This is a genomic window from Alteromonas sp. S015, assembly GCF_036864485.1.
In the GTDB taxonomy this organism is placed as follows: domain Bacteria; phylum Pseudomonadota; class Gammaproteobacteria; order Enterobacterales; family Alteromonadaceae; genus Alteromonas.
This window is the reverse complement of the sequence record NZ_JAZETO010000004.1, coordinates 96643-111179: the sequence shown is the minus strand read 5'-3', so window position 1 is coordinate 111179 and position 14537 is coordinate 96643. Positions and strand designations below refer to the sequence as shown.

At 45.6% G+C, this 14537-nt stretch carries 10 protein-coding genes; 6 read left to right on the top strand and 4 right to left on the bottom strand.

Features of this window, described 5'->3' with window-relative positions; all coding sequences use genetic code 11:
- Positions 1 to 8 precede the first annotated feature (8 nt).
- The 3 genes from V7R42_RS09195 to V7R42_RS09185 all read right to left on the bottom strand — a co-directional run bounded on the left by V7R42_RS09195 (position 9) and on the right by V7R42_RS09185 (position 3248).
- Positions 9 to 2141, bottom strand: coding sequence for a tetratricopeptide repeat-containing diguanylate cyclase (locus V7R42_RS09195; RefSeq protein ID WP_334019883.1), 2133 nt, complete (start codon positions 2139 to 2141; stop codon positions 9 to 11).
- Positions 2142 to 2269: 128 nt separating this feature from the next.
- Positions 2270 to 2593, bottom strand: a complete 324-nt coding sequence (locus tag V7R42_RS09190) for a replication protein RepA (protein WP_334019881.1) — start codon at positions 2591 to 2593, stop codon at positions 2270 to 2272.
- Positions 2553 to 3248, bottom strand: coding sequence for an AAA family ATPase (locus V7R42_RS09185; protein WP_334019880.1), 696 nt, complete (start codon positions 3246 to 3248; stop codon positions 2553 to 2555). The genes V7R42_RS09190 and V7R42_RS09185 overlap by 41 nt, the downstream gene beginning before the upstream one ends.
- Positions 3249 to 3547: 299 nt before the next feature.
- Between V7R42_RS09185 and V7R42_RS09180 the strand changes: the two genes are divergently transcribed.
- From V7R42_RS09180 to V7R42_RS09155, 6 genes are all read left to right on the top strand, one after another.
- Positions 3548 to 4288: a glutathione peroxidase gene (locus tag V7R42_RS09180; RefSeq protein WP_334019878.1), complete on the top strand. Its 741-nt coding sequence runs from the start codon at positions 3548 to 3550 to the stop codon at positions 4286 to 4288.
- 84 nt (positions 4289 to 4372) lie between these two features.
- Positions 4373 to 5461, top strand: coding sequence for an alpha/beta hydrolase (locus V7R42_RS09175; RefSeq protein WP_334019877.1), 1089 nt, complete (start codon positions 4373 to 4375; stop codon positions 5459 to 5461).
- Positions 5462 to 5981: 520 nt separating this feature from the next.
- The gene (locus V7R42_RS09170) at positions 5982 to 6380 is read left to right on the top strand and encodes a hypothetical protein (RefSeq protein ID WP_334019876.1); all 399 of its coding nucleotides are present in this window, start codon (positions 5982 to 5984) and stop codon (positions 6378 to 6380) included.
- A 188-nt stretch (positions 6381 to 6568) separates the two neighbouring features.
- The gene (locus V7R42_RS09165; RefSeq protein WP_334019874.1) at positions 6569 to 7981 is read left to right on the top strand and encodes a TolC family protein; all 1413 of its coding nucleotides are present in this window, start codon (positions 6569 to 6571) and stop codon (positions 7979 to 7981) included.
- A gap of 5 nt (positions 7982 to 7986) precedes the next feature.
- Complete coding sequence (locus V7R42_RS09160) at positions 7987 to 9699, top strand: efflux RND transporter periplasmic adaptor subunit (protein ID WP_334019873.1); 1713 nt, start codon at positions 7987 to 7989, stop codon at positions 9697 to 9699.
- The gene (locus V7R42_RS09155) at positions 9692 to 12919 is read left to right on the top strand and encodes an efflux RND transporter permease subunit (protein ID WP_334019872.1); all 3228 of its coding nucleotides are present in this window, start codon (positions 9692 to 9694) and stop codon (positions 12917 to 12919) included. The genes V7R42_RS09160 and V7R42_RS09155 overlap by 8 nt, the downstream gene beginning before the upstream one ends.
- Positions 12920 to 13004: 85 nt before the next feature.
- Here V7R42_RS09155 and V7R42_RS09150 read toward each other — a convergent pair whose 3' ends face one another.
- Entirely contained in the window at positions 13005 to 14231 is a 1227-nt protein-coding gene (locus tag V7R42_RS09150) for a dipeptidase (RefSeq protein ID WP_334019871.1), read from the bottom strand.
- Positions 14232 to 14537 lie beyond the last annotated feature (306 nt).

Genomic DNA, 14537 nt, shown 5'->3' with positions numbered 1-14537 from the left:
CTCTACCGCTATTTACCGAGGGTCTCCGGCCATTTGATACTTGCTACGTTATTGAACGACGTGGCAATCGTCGAACCGGCGAAATTAAACTTCGTATCTAGTGGAGTGGGGTAGGCTCTTGGCGTTGTAAACGTTTCAATCACACCAACCCAACCATTTCTACCCGACAATTTAGTGGCATACAGCGCGTAATCGATAACGGCGAACGTACGTTTCCACGCGGTATCAAAATCTTCCTCTCTATCTGGAGGAAGTAGTGAAAATCCGATGCTACAAGTAATATTAATTGGCTTTTCCAAACCAATATCAAAAGGGGTACTTGCGACCATTTCTCTGCAGCGCTCTGCAACCTCGGGTAGCTCTTCACGAATAGATTGACGACAAACCACCAAAAACTCCTCGCCACCCCATCGAATAATTAAATCCGTTTGCCTGAATACTTCTTTAAGAACGTTGGCAAACGCCGATAACACCTTATCGCCTGCTATATGCCCATAGTTATCGTTTATGCGCTTGAAGTGGTCGATATCAATAAGAAAGCAAAGTAAATCTTGTTTCTCCTTTCCTTTGCTAGCGCTCTGTTTAGCGGCAAACTGACTGCGCCTTATTTCGCCGGGAAGCTGTGATTCAAGGTAGTGCCTATTGTACAAACCCGTTAACGGATCGCGTAAACTTACCTCCTCAAGCGTTTTATAGGCTCTTTCCAGTTCTTGGTTTTTCTCTTGGAGAGTTAGAGTTTGCTGGCGTACTTCTCGGCGCAAAACAATGGTTTGCTGACGTTGTTTGTAGCGACTCCAAACTAAAAATGTTAATAGTGTCGCTGCTAACGATATGCTCCAAAATAGAGTGGCTCGCAAGTTTTCTTGCTCGGCTTGCGCTAATGCTAATTGTTTAGATTCTTCTAGTTTTTCCAACGTTCTAGACTGCCGAACTAACTCAATCTCAGCCTGCAGCCCTTCAATGGCAGATTTATTTTCTGAATCAAGCAGCACTTCACGTAGTTGCTGCATCACAGATTGAATGTCTAACGCCTTTTTGAATTCGCCTAATGATACAAAGGCGCTTAGCTGCAAAGAAAGAAAGCTAAGTTGTCCTCTAAGATCTCTATTTTTTCTAGCATCAATGGTGCCCTTACGGGCCTCTTCTAACGCTAATTTAAAATTCTGCTCCTTCATATAGGCTTGAGCTAACGCAAGTCTTCCCTCTTTAACCAGTTTTGCCTGACCCGATGAATTGGCAAACTGCATGGCTTCTCGTAATAGCTCTCTTCCTTCAATGGTATCGCCGTTTTCAATCAATGCTCTACCCAATAGCATTTTAGCTTCGGCGATGGCGCCAACATCAGACGTGGTGTTTAACAGCTCAAGCCCTTCATTAATTGCTTTGAGTGCGTGGTTCACAGCGCCTGTTTTGAGTAATAGTGCACCAATGCGAGTTTTTATAACACCGAGTAATCGCGTTTCTTGTGTTGGCTCGACACTGTCGAAAGCGTCTTGGTAATAGGTGTGAGCCAATGTTGCTTGATTTAGTAAACTGTATATTTCACCAATACGCAGTAACGTAACACTCATTTCACTGGCCATACCGTTTTCCCGAAAGTAACGCAATGCTTGCTTTAATGGCTCAAGCGCGGTTTCTATTTCGCCCTGTTCTTGCTGAATAATACCCAGTTCAAGGTTTAAACGAGCCTTAAGTGATTCATTGTGTTCAATTTGCGCAATAGACATAGCTCGACGGACATAAGTTATCGCAACGGCATAGTTTGATAGATGTCGTTCTGATGTGGCTAGTTGTAATAGCGTCGATGCCATTTTGTTTAATTCACCGTCTGTGGTGTAGCGCTCTAAGGCTGCATTAAAAATGGCTTTTGATACTTCAAAACGCGACGCGTTTTGAAGTAAGCGTCCGAGAGTGGAAAATGTGTCAGCGGATATTTGCTGCTGTTGAAGTGCTTGCTCTAAAAGCAACAACGCCTTGCTATCGGCATCAGCATATTGCTTGCTGCTTAACAAGTTCTCGACATCAGCAATCGCGGTATTGAGAAGCTCGAACGCTTTTACCGTTTTCACCTGTGCGCCATGCACAGCGATTAGCAGAGCGCATACCAACACGCGCACTGTGCTAAATCCTTCACGGCCCATTCGATTGTATCTCCTATACGCTGTCAGAATATGCTGTCACTGAGTATCCCAGTAGGCTAACGCTAAGGCAACATTATTATTGTGAAAGATAAAACGAATGAAGTACGTATTTTAATTTATACTTTAGTCTAATTTTCGCTATTGCTTTCAATCCATTCGCGAATTAGAGCAGACTTGGCTTTACCTGTCGTTTCTGAGAGTTTTGCAAGCCTTTCAATGCATTGCGGTGTTAATGTAAAGGTGGCGTGTCGCATACCTTCGAATTTCGTGGATTTTTTTATCGGTACAACGCGGTCAGTATTAGCAATTTTAGGTTCGATTTTTGCCGCCCAAGAGTCCTTGTTATCTACCTTACCCTGTGCATAAATCAACGCACCGTCTATAAAAGCTTCTACAGTACGAAGTTTGGGTTTAGCTAAAGGCTTCGACTTTTTGAGGTTGAGTAAACTCATAAGCATCCTCCACTTTGCCAGCTAGTAGCTCTTCAAACAGGGTTCTTATTTCTGTAGCCGCTTTACCTTCGGGTTCACTCTCAATAACTGACTGCCCTGATTCTTCTGAGTCGTCATACATGTTTCGACTAAAAGTGACCGAGTTTAGAACAGGAATACCAAAAGAACGACATACTTCCTTTGCCTCTAGAATACGATTAGACAGGCTAGGAAGAGAAGGGCATTGTGTGATTACAAACGCCGCGTTCATTTTGGGGTTAACCATTTTACAGGTAGATAAAATATCTTCCATGTGAGGCACCGTTTTAAGATCGCGACGTTTGGGTCTAAGTGGGATGAGTATGTGGTCGGCAACCGCCATTGACGACCGAAGAGCCAGGTTATCTTGCCCACCACAATCAATTACAACGTAATCGTAGTACTGACGCAGACTGAGCAATTCATTACGTATTTTTCCGTATAACTGAACACAGTTTATTTCAGCCAAACGAGGGTTTGCTTTGCGCTCTTGAATCCAGTCTGAGGTCGTTCGTTGCGGGTCACAATCGACCATTAACACCTTGGCACCCTTTTCAGTGCGAAGATATACCGCAATGTTTTGTGCCAGGCAGCTCTTGCCGCTACCGCCCTTTTCTCCACCAACTAATATAATCATGGTGATAACCCTCGAATATCGCTTACGTTAAAATGCCAAGCGTTACGGAGATCGCGACTGATGTCACAATCCTACCTAACCTCGACAAAAAGCATAGGCAGGCAATGAGATAGGTTCAGCATCAAAATCGATATTAACGAATGTAAGATAATACCTATTGATTTGTGTAAAAACTCATTCTAGTCTTCTAGAATCGGTTGGTCTTTGATGTACGACTTTTTGTTTAAATGTACAGCAAAGCTCATCAGATCCTAGTCTATATAAATATTTACAGTAAAAATCACCGATAAGAGGTTGTTATGTCAGAAAGTCGCTTTACTTCCAAAGAAGGCCAAAAAGTACCTAGCGTTTCATTTCAGTGCAGGGAGAATGAAGCATGGGTAACGAAAACGACAGATGAAATTTTTTCTGGCAAAAACGTAGTGGTATTCTCTTTACCCGGTGCATTTACACCTACATGCTCCTCTACTCATTTGCCTCGTTATAACGCATTAGCCAAGAAATTTGCGAAACACGGTATCGATGACATTGTTTGTGTATCGGTAAACGATACCTTCGTTATGAATGCGTGGGCCGCAGATCAAGAAGCCGCTAACATTACCGTTATTCCTGATGGCAACGGTGAGTTCACCGATGGCATGGGTATGCTGGTAGATAAAGCGGATTTGGGCTTTGGCAAAAGAAGCTGGCGTTATTCAATGCTGGTGAAAGATGGTGTCGTAGACAAAATGTTTATCGAGCCTGATGTTGCTGGCGACCCGTTTGAAGTGTCGGATGCAGATACCATGCTGGCTTACATTGCACCAGAAGAGCAAACCAACGCCCCAGTTTCTATTATCACAAAACCGGGTTGTCCTTTCTGTGCCAAAGCGAAAAAACTGCTCGACGAAAAAGGCTACGAGTACGAAGAAATCGTGTTGGGCAAAGATGCTTCGCTAACCAGCTTAACGGCGATTAGTGGGCGCGAAACCGTGCCACAAGTTTTCATTGGCGGTAAGCACATCGGTGGTTCTGACGACCTAGAGGTTTATTTTAGCTAACTCAGATTGCGTTTTAATCGTCATAACGAACGGGAGCATGGTAAACTGCTCCCGTTTTTTATTAGTTAGCCGAAGCGGAGAGTAATGGTGTCATCGAACTTTTTTGTAAAAATGCTCATAGGTATCGTTGTGCTTTTAAGTGCAAATATGGCTATAGCTGCAAATGTGTCTATATCCGATACCAGCGAAATGAAAAGCAGAAGTTTTTCAGATCTGCAAAATCAGTACAAAGCATTTTACGAAAAAGAATGGGGCCAAACCCAGCCGTGCAGAGAAACGGCACTCAATCGCTTTTCTGTGTGCAGTAATGTGTTGCGAAACGAAGGCAACTCGCCTTTTATGCTGACCAACAAATCAAGCAGCAAGGTGGCCGTGCTTATCCACGGTTTAAGCGATTCGCCTTTCTTTATGCGTGAAGTCGCCAACATCTTATTTGAACAGGGTTTTACTGTCGTCGTGCCGCTTTTACCTGGACATGGTAAACGAGATGCCAATGATGATATGTCTGACTGGGATTTAGCAGAGCGCTGGCAGACGCATGTAGATGAAGTCATCAGTTTGGCTGATGATATGGGTGATACCTTGCTTGTAGGCGGTTTCTCTACTGGTGGTGCGCTGGCGGTTGAACATTATCTGGATGATGCCAATAACGAAGCAACTAATATTGATGGTCTTATGTTGTTTTCTGGCGCGTTGGCATTGTCTGATAACGCAGAAAGTATGTCCCGTATTTGGGGCATTAAACTTTTAGCAAGAATTATTGATGGAAGCTATCAAACCCATGGCCCAAATCCATATAAATATCCTAATGTGGCGGGATTGGCTGGGTTGGAACTGATGGACTTAATCAACACCATTCGCGAAAAGGTTGAGGAAGGTCAGCAATTGGAAGTGCCGTTATTTGCCGCTCATTCTCAAGCTGATGTAACAACCCCAATTCGTGGCATAGAGCAGTTAATGGAAGCAAGTAAAGGTCCGAATACCTTTTTCGTTATCGATGAATCGTACGGGTTATGCCACGCCGATTTAGTCGTAAATACAAGCTTGCTCAATAAAATGAATTTCAACGCAAGCATGGTTAATCAGCAAGAAGAATGTGCGGTACCTAAAGCAAACCCGCTGTTCTCGACCATGGGCCTGATGTTGAAAGATTATTTGTCGCAGTTTAAATAAATTACTGGGGCCTGTTGACCTTTGGTGTACGAATTTTGGTCTAAACGGAAGCCTTTTAATCGCGAAACAGTCCTGCAAGCCTAGTGGGCTAAGTTAAAGGACTGTGACAAAGAGTAAAAAGCTTCCATAACGACCCCTTCGGGCAGCGCCTGTGTGCCATCTATACTGCGTTGGATGCTTTCGATTTAGAACCATTAAACCGTCTAACATCCGCTTTGTCTAGATGGTACACAGACCGCTGCAAAAATGTACAGAAAAGGTCAGCAGGCCCTAGCTTAGTGACATTAACGGCTGGCTTTACTGGTCGGTGACATCACGCTATTATTCTGTTGTAGAATAGACAGTAATTTTCTGAGTACAGTATTTGAGAAAGTTTCGGATTGGTTTAACGCGCAAACGGTATAGGTCGGCGAATGCAAGTTCGTTTATCCTTACACTGTTTTTAATGATGGCCCTCGTGTCGTCAGGTAGCGCTGTATCAATTGAACATTCGTACGAACATATCCATTCGGTGTCGGCGATGACAGTGCAGTCGGATGCTGCTCATGCTAACCATCAGGTTCGAATGCCTGAGTCTGCTAATACACATTGTCAGCACCAAGAATTGTCATCACAACATGCGGATTTAAGTGCTAAAAACAGCAAGAGCAAACCCGCTCAGTTCGACGGCGTCCAAGTTAGCGATGCAGGCGTGAAAAGCGTGAAAGCATCGCAGATGAGCGACATGCCTTGCTGCAAGGATGAATGTAATTGCCCAGCCGATCACTGTTTCAACCTAAGCGCGAGTGCGCTCATTCAGCCTACCGTTGAAACTGAAATATCGGTAGCCAGAATGGCTGCCACTGCACCTATACTGGGGCAGCGCTCATCTCCTCACTTCGGGCAGTTTCGCCCACCTAAGTCACTTTTCACAGCATAGATCTATCTCGCGGATTTATTTCGCAGCAGAGACGTTTTTATGTCACGACGTCGTCTAGTCGTTTTGAGATGTCTCTAATCTTTTATCTATGTAACGCGTGGTAAGCCTTTTTGCTAATCCCCTTTGTCGAATTTAGCGAAGAGCGAGGCAACGTCAACACGCCTTACACCTGAAAAGTGATGTTATACATGAGCAACTATTCGGTACCTAAAAAAATGAACGAAAGTGCTGACAGACCTTGTAAAGTAAGCGCCTTGTTCGCCTTAATTTTTGTGCTTTCTCCTTTTTTGATGGCTAATAAGCCTGTTGTGGCGCAAACCCTAAGCCTGGAACAAGCGCTGCAGTTAGCTATTCAATACGACCCTTTGCTTAAAGGGAATGCGCATCGAAAGGATCGCTTTAATGCAGAAGCTGAAGCGTCATCATATTGGGTAAATCCTCAGGTTTCAGCGTCTGTACAAAACTTGCCTACCGACGGCTTCGCATTTGACCAAGAGCCTATGACGCAAGTTAAAGTTGGTTTGAAGCAGCAATTACCGAGAGGCGATGAAAATCACTACAGTCAGCAAAAGTATCAGGTTATGGCAGGTCAAATATTCGTACAGAGCCAAGCTAGAAAGGCGTGGCTTAAGCGTGAAGTTACCCTTACTTGGTTAGACTGGGTTTATGCAACGCGTCGCATTGCGTTATTGGATAAAGAAAAGTCACTGCTCACGCAGCTACTTGATTTTACTGAATCCAGATACAACCAAGGCGTTGGTGCTGCAGCGCAGCAAGACATACTGCAAGTGCGCTTGGCATTGTTGTCGTTAGACGACAAATACGTGCAGGCCTATCAGCAAAAAAATGAAGCGAGATCGGCACTTTCAAAATGGTTTGGTGTGCCGCTAGATGAACCAGTAAGCACACCGCTGACTCAATCAACGCAAGCGTCAAAGCCGAAGCTCATAGAGGTCGATGCTATCTTCAATGACAGCAACCTTAGTTTATCTTCGTTCTTAACGGTTATTGAGAGTAGTGAGCCTTTTTCAATACTACAGCATCATCCGGAGGCTAGGCTGCTTCAAATTCAAACCCAAATAGAAGCGCAAAATGTGAACATAGCGCGAGAACAAACTAAGTCGCAGTGGGCATTTGAAGCCAGTTATGGATACAGACAAGACGCGCAAAATGGCGCAAGCCGGGCTGATTTTGTCTCACTTGGCGTTCAAGTAGACCTTCCGTTTTTTAACAAATCTCGTCAAGACGCTTCGATTGCGGCGGCGGCTTCTAAAATGAGTGCGTCCGAGACGGATTTCCGCTTGAAAGTGAACGAGCTTGCCGCGAATGCAGAGGTGCTTAAATCACGCTTGTCAGCGCTAAGTGAGCGCAAAGTGCTTTACGAGACGGCGTTAATTGGTGAAACACAGCAACTTTCTGAAGCTGAACTGACTGCTTACACCACAGACACCGGTGATATCAGTGAAGTTGTCAATGCCAACCTCAAGCAAGTACAGGTACAGGATGATTTACTCAAAATCGACATTAAGCGCGCCAAGACACTGGCGTCACTGGCTTATTTGTACCTGCCCACTCACGCCCATTTTTCGAATAAAGAGTAGTTAATATGACATCTTCAACTCACCCTGCTCCAGATACAAAAAGCTTGCTAATAAAAGGTTTGCTAGTAGGTCTGCTATTTGGCGGCCTGATAGCGTTCGGCTTGGCCTCACTATTGTTGTCTGATTCATCAAAACACGGAAATGGTGAAAGTGCCCACAACGACGAAACTGATAATAAAGCCCCTTTATATTGGGTAGCGCCCATGGATGACAGCTATCGCCGAGACAAACCGGGAAAGTCACCAATGGGAATGGACTTGGTGCCGGTATACGTCACTAATGGAGCAACATCAACGCAAAGCAATGAGCGTACGCCGGGTACGGTAATGATTCCGCCAAATGTACAGCACAATATGGGAGTTAAAGTCGCGCCCGTTACCGTTGGAACACTTCAACAGACCGTAACTGCGGTGGGCAACGTGGCCTACGATGAAGAGAGTATTGTGCACATCCACCCTAGAGTATCAGGTTGGATCGACAGGCTTTTCATTAAGTCCCAAGGTGAGCGAGTAGAAAAAGAACAGGCACTTTATACCCTGTATTCGCCAGAGTTAGTTAGCGCACAAGAAGAATACGTTTTAGCCGTTAAGCGAGGAGACGCACGTTTAATTGAGGGCGCAGCAGAGCGCCTAAAAACTCTGGGGCTCTCAAAGGGCGTTATCGAAGAATTGCAGAAAAGTAGACGGGTAGTACAAACCGTCACATTTAACGCGCCGCAAAGCGGTGTGGTTGAAGCGCTTAACATTCGGGAGGGGTTTTACGTCCAGCCTGGGACAACTTTGATGAGCATCGCTCAGCTAGATACTGTGTGGGTGATTGCTGAGGTGCCTGAAAAATATGCGCAAATCGTAGCGCCCCATAATAGCGCTATGGTTACCCTAGAGGAAATGGCCCATGAGTCTGATGCTAAATGGGAAAGCCACGTAGAGTATATTTATCCGTCTTTGTCAGAAACAACGCGAACCTTGAAGGTGCGCATACCGCTAAACAATAACAACCACACATTAAAGCCCAATATGTTTGCTCACGTTTTAATTACGCCTACTCAACGCAAGGCGGCGTTACTGGTTCCTCGCAGTGCCGTTATTCGCACGGCTGAGGGCGCAAAAGTGGTACTCAGTGATGGCGATGGTAACTTTAAGTCGGTACGCGTAACACTGGGGCAAAGCGATCGTACACATTTTGAAGTAGTCGAAGGTTTGCTGCCAGAGGATGATGTGGTGGTATCAGCACAATTTTTAATTGATTCAGAGTCGTCGAAAAGCAGTGACTTTAAGCGAATGAAAGCGCCCGATCACCAGGCCACGACAACAGGTACTATTGAGGCAATTGATTTGCCGACTGAGACCAAATCGAATGGCGCTTCGGATAACGCAAAGATAGTGATTGCTCGCGGGCCGATAGAAAAGTGGGGGCGGGGACCTGCGACAATGTCATTTGCGGTTTCAAAGCATATTGATTTATCTCAGTTTAATGAGGGTGACAATATTATCTTCACTTTTGTGACTGGCGAAGCGTTCACGGTTATAGATATGCGAAAGCGTAGTGAACATGCAATGGACAAGAGCATGGTGCATGACTCAGGTCACAGTAATCATAAACATAATGCAGGCGACCTGAAGGGCGATGAAGAGCAAAGCGATGCTCACGAGTCGATGGTTCACAAGTCGGCAGAACAAAAAGCGATAAATCATAAGGAGCATATGCACCATGATTGAATCGGTTATCCGCTGGTCGGTCAACAATAGAATACTGGTATTGCTGAGCGCTATTATGCTCAGTATTGCAGGTGTCTGGGCGGTGAAAAACACCCCCGTTGATGCTATCCCTGACTTATCTGATGTCCAAGTTATAGTGAAAGTAAACTATCCCGGTCAGTCGCCGCAAGTGGTGGAGGATCAGGTGACGTTTCCTCTCACCTCTGCGCTAATGTCAGTGCCTGGCGCTCAGACGGTGCGAGGGTATTCATTCTTCGGCGATGCCTACGTATATATTATCTTTGATGATGATACAGACATATACTGGGCTCGAAGTCGCGTTCTGGAATACCTAAGCCAAGCGTCTTCGCAACTTCCAGAAGGCGTGACACCTCAGCTAGGTCCAGATGCGACAGGGGTAGGTTGGGTTTACATTTATGCGTTGGAAAACGATGCTAGTCAGCCAAATGCGCTAGATGCTCGTGAGCTAAGGGCGTTGCAAGACTGGTTCTTAAAGTTTGAGCTTCAGTCAGTTGAAGGCGTATCTGAAGTGGCGTCTGTTGGAGGGATGGTTAAACAATACCAAGTTATTGTCGACCCTGAAAAATTACGTGCCTACAACATTCAGCCATCCGTGATAGAAATTGCCCTTAAACGGGGTAACCGCGCGTCAGGCGCTTCGGTTATTGAAATGGCCGAGGCAGAGTACATGGTTAGTGCGCAAAGCTATATTCAGGGCATTGACGACATACAGGCGTTGCCTACAGGCGTTATCAAAGACGGCGTTAGCATAACGATAAACGATGTAGCACAAGTGCTAGAAAGCCCGTTGATGCGCCGCGGTATTGCTGAACTAAACGGGAATGGCGAAACCGTGGGTGGCATTATAGTGATGCGCTATGGAGAAAACGCAAAGGCTACTATCGATGCGGTTAAAGCGAAGCTGGACGCATTAAAAGCGAGCTTGCCTGAAGGGGTGAATATCGTCCCCGTTTACGATCGCTCCACCCTTATTGATAAGTCCGTCGATACCCTCACCAATAAGCTGGTGGAGGAATTGCTGGTTGTCGGGTTGGTGTGCGCTATCTTCTTGTTTCACTTACGTTCATCTATGGTTGCGCTAATCAGTTTGCCTATTGGCATGCTTGCCGCGTTTATCGTAATGAAGCTGCAGGGACTTAATGCTAACATCATGTCTTTAGGTGGCATTGCCATCGCTATTGGTGCAATGGTGGATGGCGCCATTGTTGTGGTTGAAAATTTACACAAACACATTCATCAGCATGCTGTTTCATCGAGTCAGGGAGCTTCAGCAAGTCAAAGGGGGTCTGGGAGTGCCCAGTCCCGAACATCTAGACCAACCTCTGCAACGCTTTCGACAGCCAAACGTTGGGAACTGGTGATTAAGTCAACTACGGAAGTTGGCCCAGCATTATTCTTTGCGCTCCTAATTATAACCGTATCCTTTATTCCTGTTTTTGCTTTAGAAGCACAAGAAGGGCGTCTTTTTGCGCCTCTTGCCTTTACCAAGACCTATGCCATGGCAGCAGCTGCGGCACTGGCAATTACTTTAGTTCCTGTGCTGGCAGGTTATTTTGTACGCGGAAAAATACGTTCTGAAGCCCAGAACCCGGTAAATCGAGCTTTAGAACGTGTGTATCAGCCATTGCTGATGCGATTGCTTAACTACCCACTGCTCACCTTGGCGGGGGCATTTTGCTTATTGCTTTCCATGTACTGGCCGTTAAGCCAACTAGGTAGTGAATTCATGCCCGAACTGGACGAAGGCGATTTGATGTATATGCCTACAACCTACCCGGGTATTTCAGTGGGTAAAGCCAGAGAGCTTTTACAGCAGACGGACAAGCTTATTGCAACCTTGCCCGAGGTTGAAACGGTATTTGGGAAAATTGGACGCGCAGATACAGCCACAGACCCTGCACCATTGACGATGATTGAAACCTTCATTCAACTTAAACCGAAAGCGCAGTGGAGAGAGGGCATGACCACTGAAAAACTCAAAGAAGAGCTAAATGCTCTAGTGCAATTTCCAGGGCTGAGCAATGCGTGGGTAATGCCAATTAAAACCCGCATCGACATGTTGGCAACCGGGATAAAAACACCTGTTGGGATCAAGATTGCGGGGCCTGAGCTGGCAGGCATTGAAGCCATTGGGAAGGATATTGAAATACTGCTTAAAGACCTGCCCAATACAGCATCAGTATACGCTGAGCGGGTGGTGGGTGGCCGTTACGTTTATATCGATATCGACAGACTGTTGGCGGCGCGTTACGGCATGACGATAGACGATGTTCACAGTATTCTAGCTTCGGCGGTTGGCGGCAAAGTGATTACGCAGTCAGTGGAAGGGCGTGAGCGTTTTCCTATTGCCATGCGTTTTTTACAGCACTACCGCGATACGCCTGAAACTTTAGCATCCATGCCTTTCGTCACGCCAAGCGGTGTTCACATTACGCTTGGAGATGTCGCAACTGTGCGTATTGACGACGGGCCGGCTGGGATTAAAAGCGAAAATGCCCGATTAAATGGGTGGGTATACATCGATATCTCGTCAGACTCAGCCACAGGTATTGACTTAGGGGGCTATGTAGATAGCGCGAAACGTCATTTGTCAGAGCACCTTGATTTACCCACTGGATACTCCATCTTGTGGGCAGGGCAGTTTGCTTACCTTGAGCGCGCGAAAGCGAAGCTGTCGGTGGTTATACCGCTAACGTTAGCCATTATCTGCCTTTTACTTTATCTGGCATTTAAACGCCTTCGCGATGTGGCACTCATACTTGCTACCTTACCTTTGGCGTTGGTAGGCAGTGTATGGTTGCTTTACCTTCTCAAATTCAATCTGTCGGTGGCAGTAGGTGTTGGGTTTATTGCCCTTGCAGGTGTAGCGGTAGAAATAGGGGTTATCATGTTGGTCTATTTAAAGCAACATGTATCGGAAGCACTTGCGAAGCACGCAACAAAAAATGGCAACACTAAAAAGGATGCACTTGTTAAAACGGCTATTGTCCATGCCGCCTCGGCAAGGCTTCGTCCTGTTATGATGACATCGCTTTCTATTATTGTGGGCTTATTGCCTGTGCTTTATGCCACTGGAACTGGAAGTGAGGTGATGCAACGAATTGCGGCGCCTATGGTAGGCGGTATGGCGAGTGCACTAGTATTAACGCTACTGGTATTGCCAAGCGCGTTTTACTTAATTGTGTCACGCAAAAAATAATAAAATTGAATGTGCAATAGAGTAGATAAAGCATGGGGAAGCGATAACACGCTTCCCTACGCTTCATTTTTAAAGCGTTGCGCGACTAGTACGCTGCTGCATGATCCTCCGCATACTCTTCTACTTGTTGCCAAACGCGCAAAAGGTTCCCGCTCAATATCTTTTCAATGTCGGCACGGCTATAACCTCTATCCAGCAATCCTTGTACTAGGTTTGGAAAACTCGCCACGTCTTTAAGCCCAATGGGTAGTGAGTCACCTACACCGTCATAGTCTGAACCAATACCTACATGATCAACGCCAATCAGTTTTACCACGTGATCGATATGGTCAAGCACTTCATCAAGGGTTGAATAAGGGTAAGGCACTTCTTTGCGATAATTCTCTTCAAAGTTCTCTAGCTTAGGGCTGTCTTCACCCTCTTTTTCCACCAACGCTTTGCGCGCTGTAGTAAGGCCACTACGCCACTTGCCAGCTTCCTTAGACACAAAACTAGAACCAAAGTTAATCATAATAACACCGCCATTTTCGCCGAGTTTTTTGATCATCTCGTCGTCCATGTTGCGCTCAAAACCGGGGGTGAAGCGGCGCAGTGAAGAATGTGATGCTATGACTGGCACCTTTGTTAACTCAATAACCTGATAAAAGGCGTCGTCAGACACATGGGAAATATCCAGCATGATGCCGATGTTGTTCATTTCGCCCACTAAGGTTTTGCCAAACGGGCTAAGGCCTTTCCATTTTCTGCGCAGGTCATACGAAGAGTCAGAAATGTGGTTGGCTTGACTATGAGCAAGGGTAATGTAGCGGATCCCGCGCTCGTAAAAAGCCGTTAGATTCGCCAAATCACCTTGAATAGGAGAACCATTTTCCATACCCATTGGCAGTGAAATTAACCCTTTTTCAAACTGGGCCCTTACGTCAGAAGGGCTTTTAGCAATGGCAAATTTATCCGGTGCGCGGGCAACAATGGCTTCTACTGAATCGATAAGCTCATGGGCAAGCTGGGTAGATTCTGGCGAGTTATCTAAACTAGCGGGCACATAAATACTCATAAAAGGGGCGTTCAAACCACCGGCTACTGCGCGAGGGTAATCGAAGTCACCTTCTTTAGTGGCTTTAGTGACATCAACCCACTTTTCCTTTACGCGATAAGGTACGTCAATGTGCCCATCTACAATGATGGTTTCTAGTGCGATCTTGATAGCTTTCTCGGATGCCGAATACGTGGTGGAGTCAGCAAGTACAGAGTGTGAAGCAAAAAGCGCAGAGATGAGTAATGCGCAAGATGAGAGTGGGAAGCGCCCCTTCATAGAAAATCCTTATTTTGTTTATCATCGTTTAGGTCAACAGTCCTAAATAAATAGCAAGTAGAGACTAAAGGATTATGTATACCGCTACAATAGGCTTTCATATGCCAAACATTTCCTTCTGATTGATAGTGTTGATCTTTAAATTGGTCGGAATTGCTCATTTTTAGAGCGTTCGTGCTTGTTTACTTCAAGTTTACATTGCAATAAAAATTTAAAACTTGTTATGGTGAGGACTGCGTGACTTCTTTGCGCGAATACGGGATACTCCCAAGCGCTCCGCCAATTATTCGATGACTAAATATGCAT

Excerpts from the sequence above, each read along its gene's own strand:
- V7R42_RS09175 (WP_334019877.1), top strand. The coding sequence starts at position 4,373 with ATGGTGTCATCGAACTTTTTTGTAAAAATGCTCATAGGTATCGTTGTG.
- V7R42_RS09195 (WP_334019883.1), bottom strand. The coding sequence starts at position 2,141 with ATGGGCCGTGAAGGATTTAGCACAGTGCGCGTGTTGGTATGCGCTCTG.
- V7R42_RS09170 (WP_334019876.1), top strand. The coding sequence starts at position 5,982 with ATGACAGTGCAGTCGGATGCTGCTCATGCTAACCATCAGGTTCGAATG.
- V7R42_RS09160 (WP_334019873.1), top strand. The coding sequence starts at position 7,987 with ATGACATCTTCAACTCACCCTGCTCCAGATACAAAAAGCTTGCTAATA.
- V7R42_RS09150 (WP_334019871.1), bottom strand. The coding sequence starts at position 14,231 with ATGAAGGGGCGCTTCCCACTCTCATCTTGCGCATTACTCATCTCTGCG.
- V7R42_RS09165 (WP_334019874.1), top strand. The coding sequence starts at position 6,569 with ATGAGCAACTATTCGGTACCTAAAAAAATGAACGAAAGTGCTGACAGA.
- V7R42_RS09185 (WP_334019880.1), bottom strand. The coding sequence starts at position 3,248 with ATGATTATATTAGTTGGTGGAGAAAAGGGCGGTAGCGGCAAGAGCTGC.
- V7R42_RS09155 (WP_334019872.1), top strand. The coding sequence starts at position 9,692 with ATGATTGAATCGGTTATCCGCTGGTCGGTCAACAATAGAATACTGGTA.
- V7R42_RS09190 (WP_334019881.1), bottom strand. The coding sequence starts at position 2,593 with ATGAGTTTACTCAACCTCAAAAAGTCGAAGCCTTTAGCTAAACCCAAA.
- V7R42_RS09180 (WP_334019878.1), top strand. The coding sequence starts at position 3,548 with ATGTCAGAAAGTCGCTTTACTTCCAAAGAAGGCCAAAAAGTACCTAGC.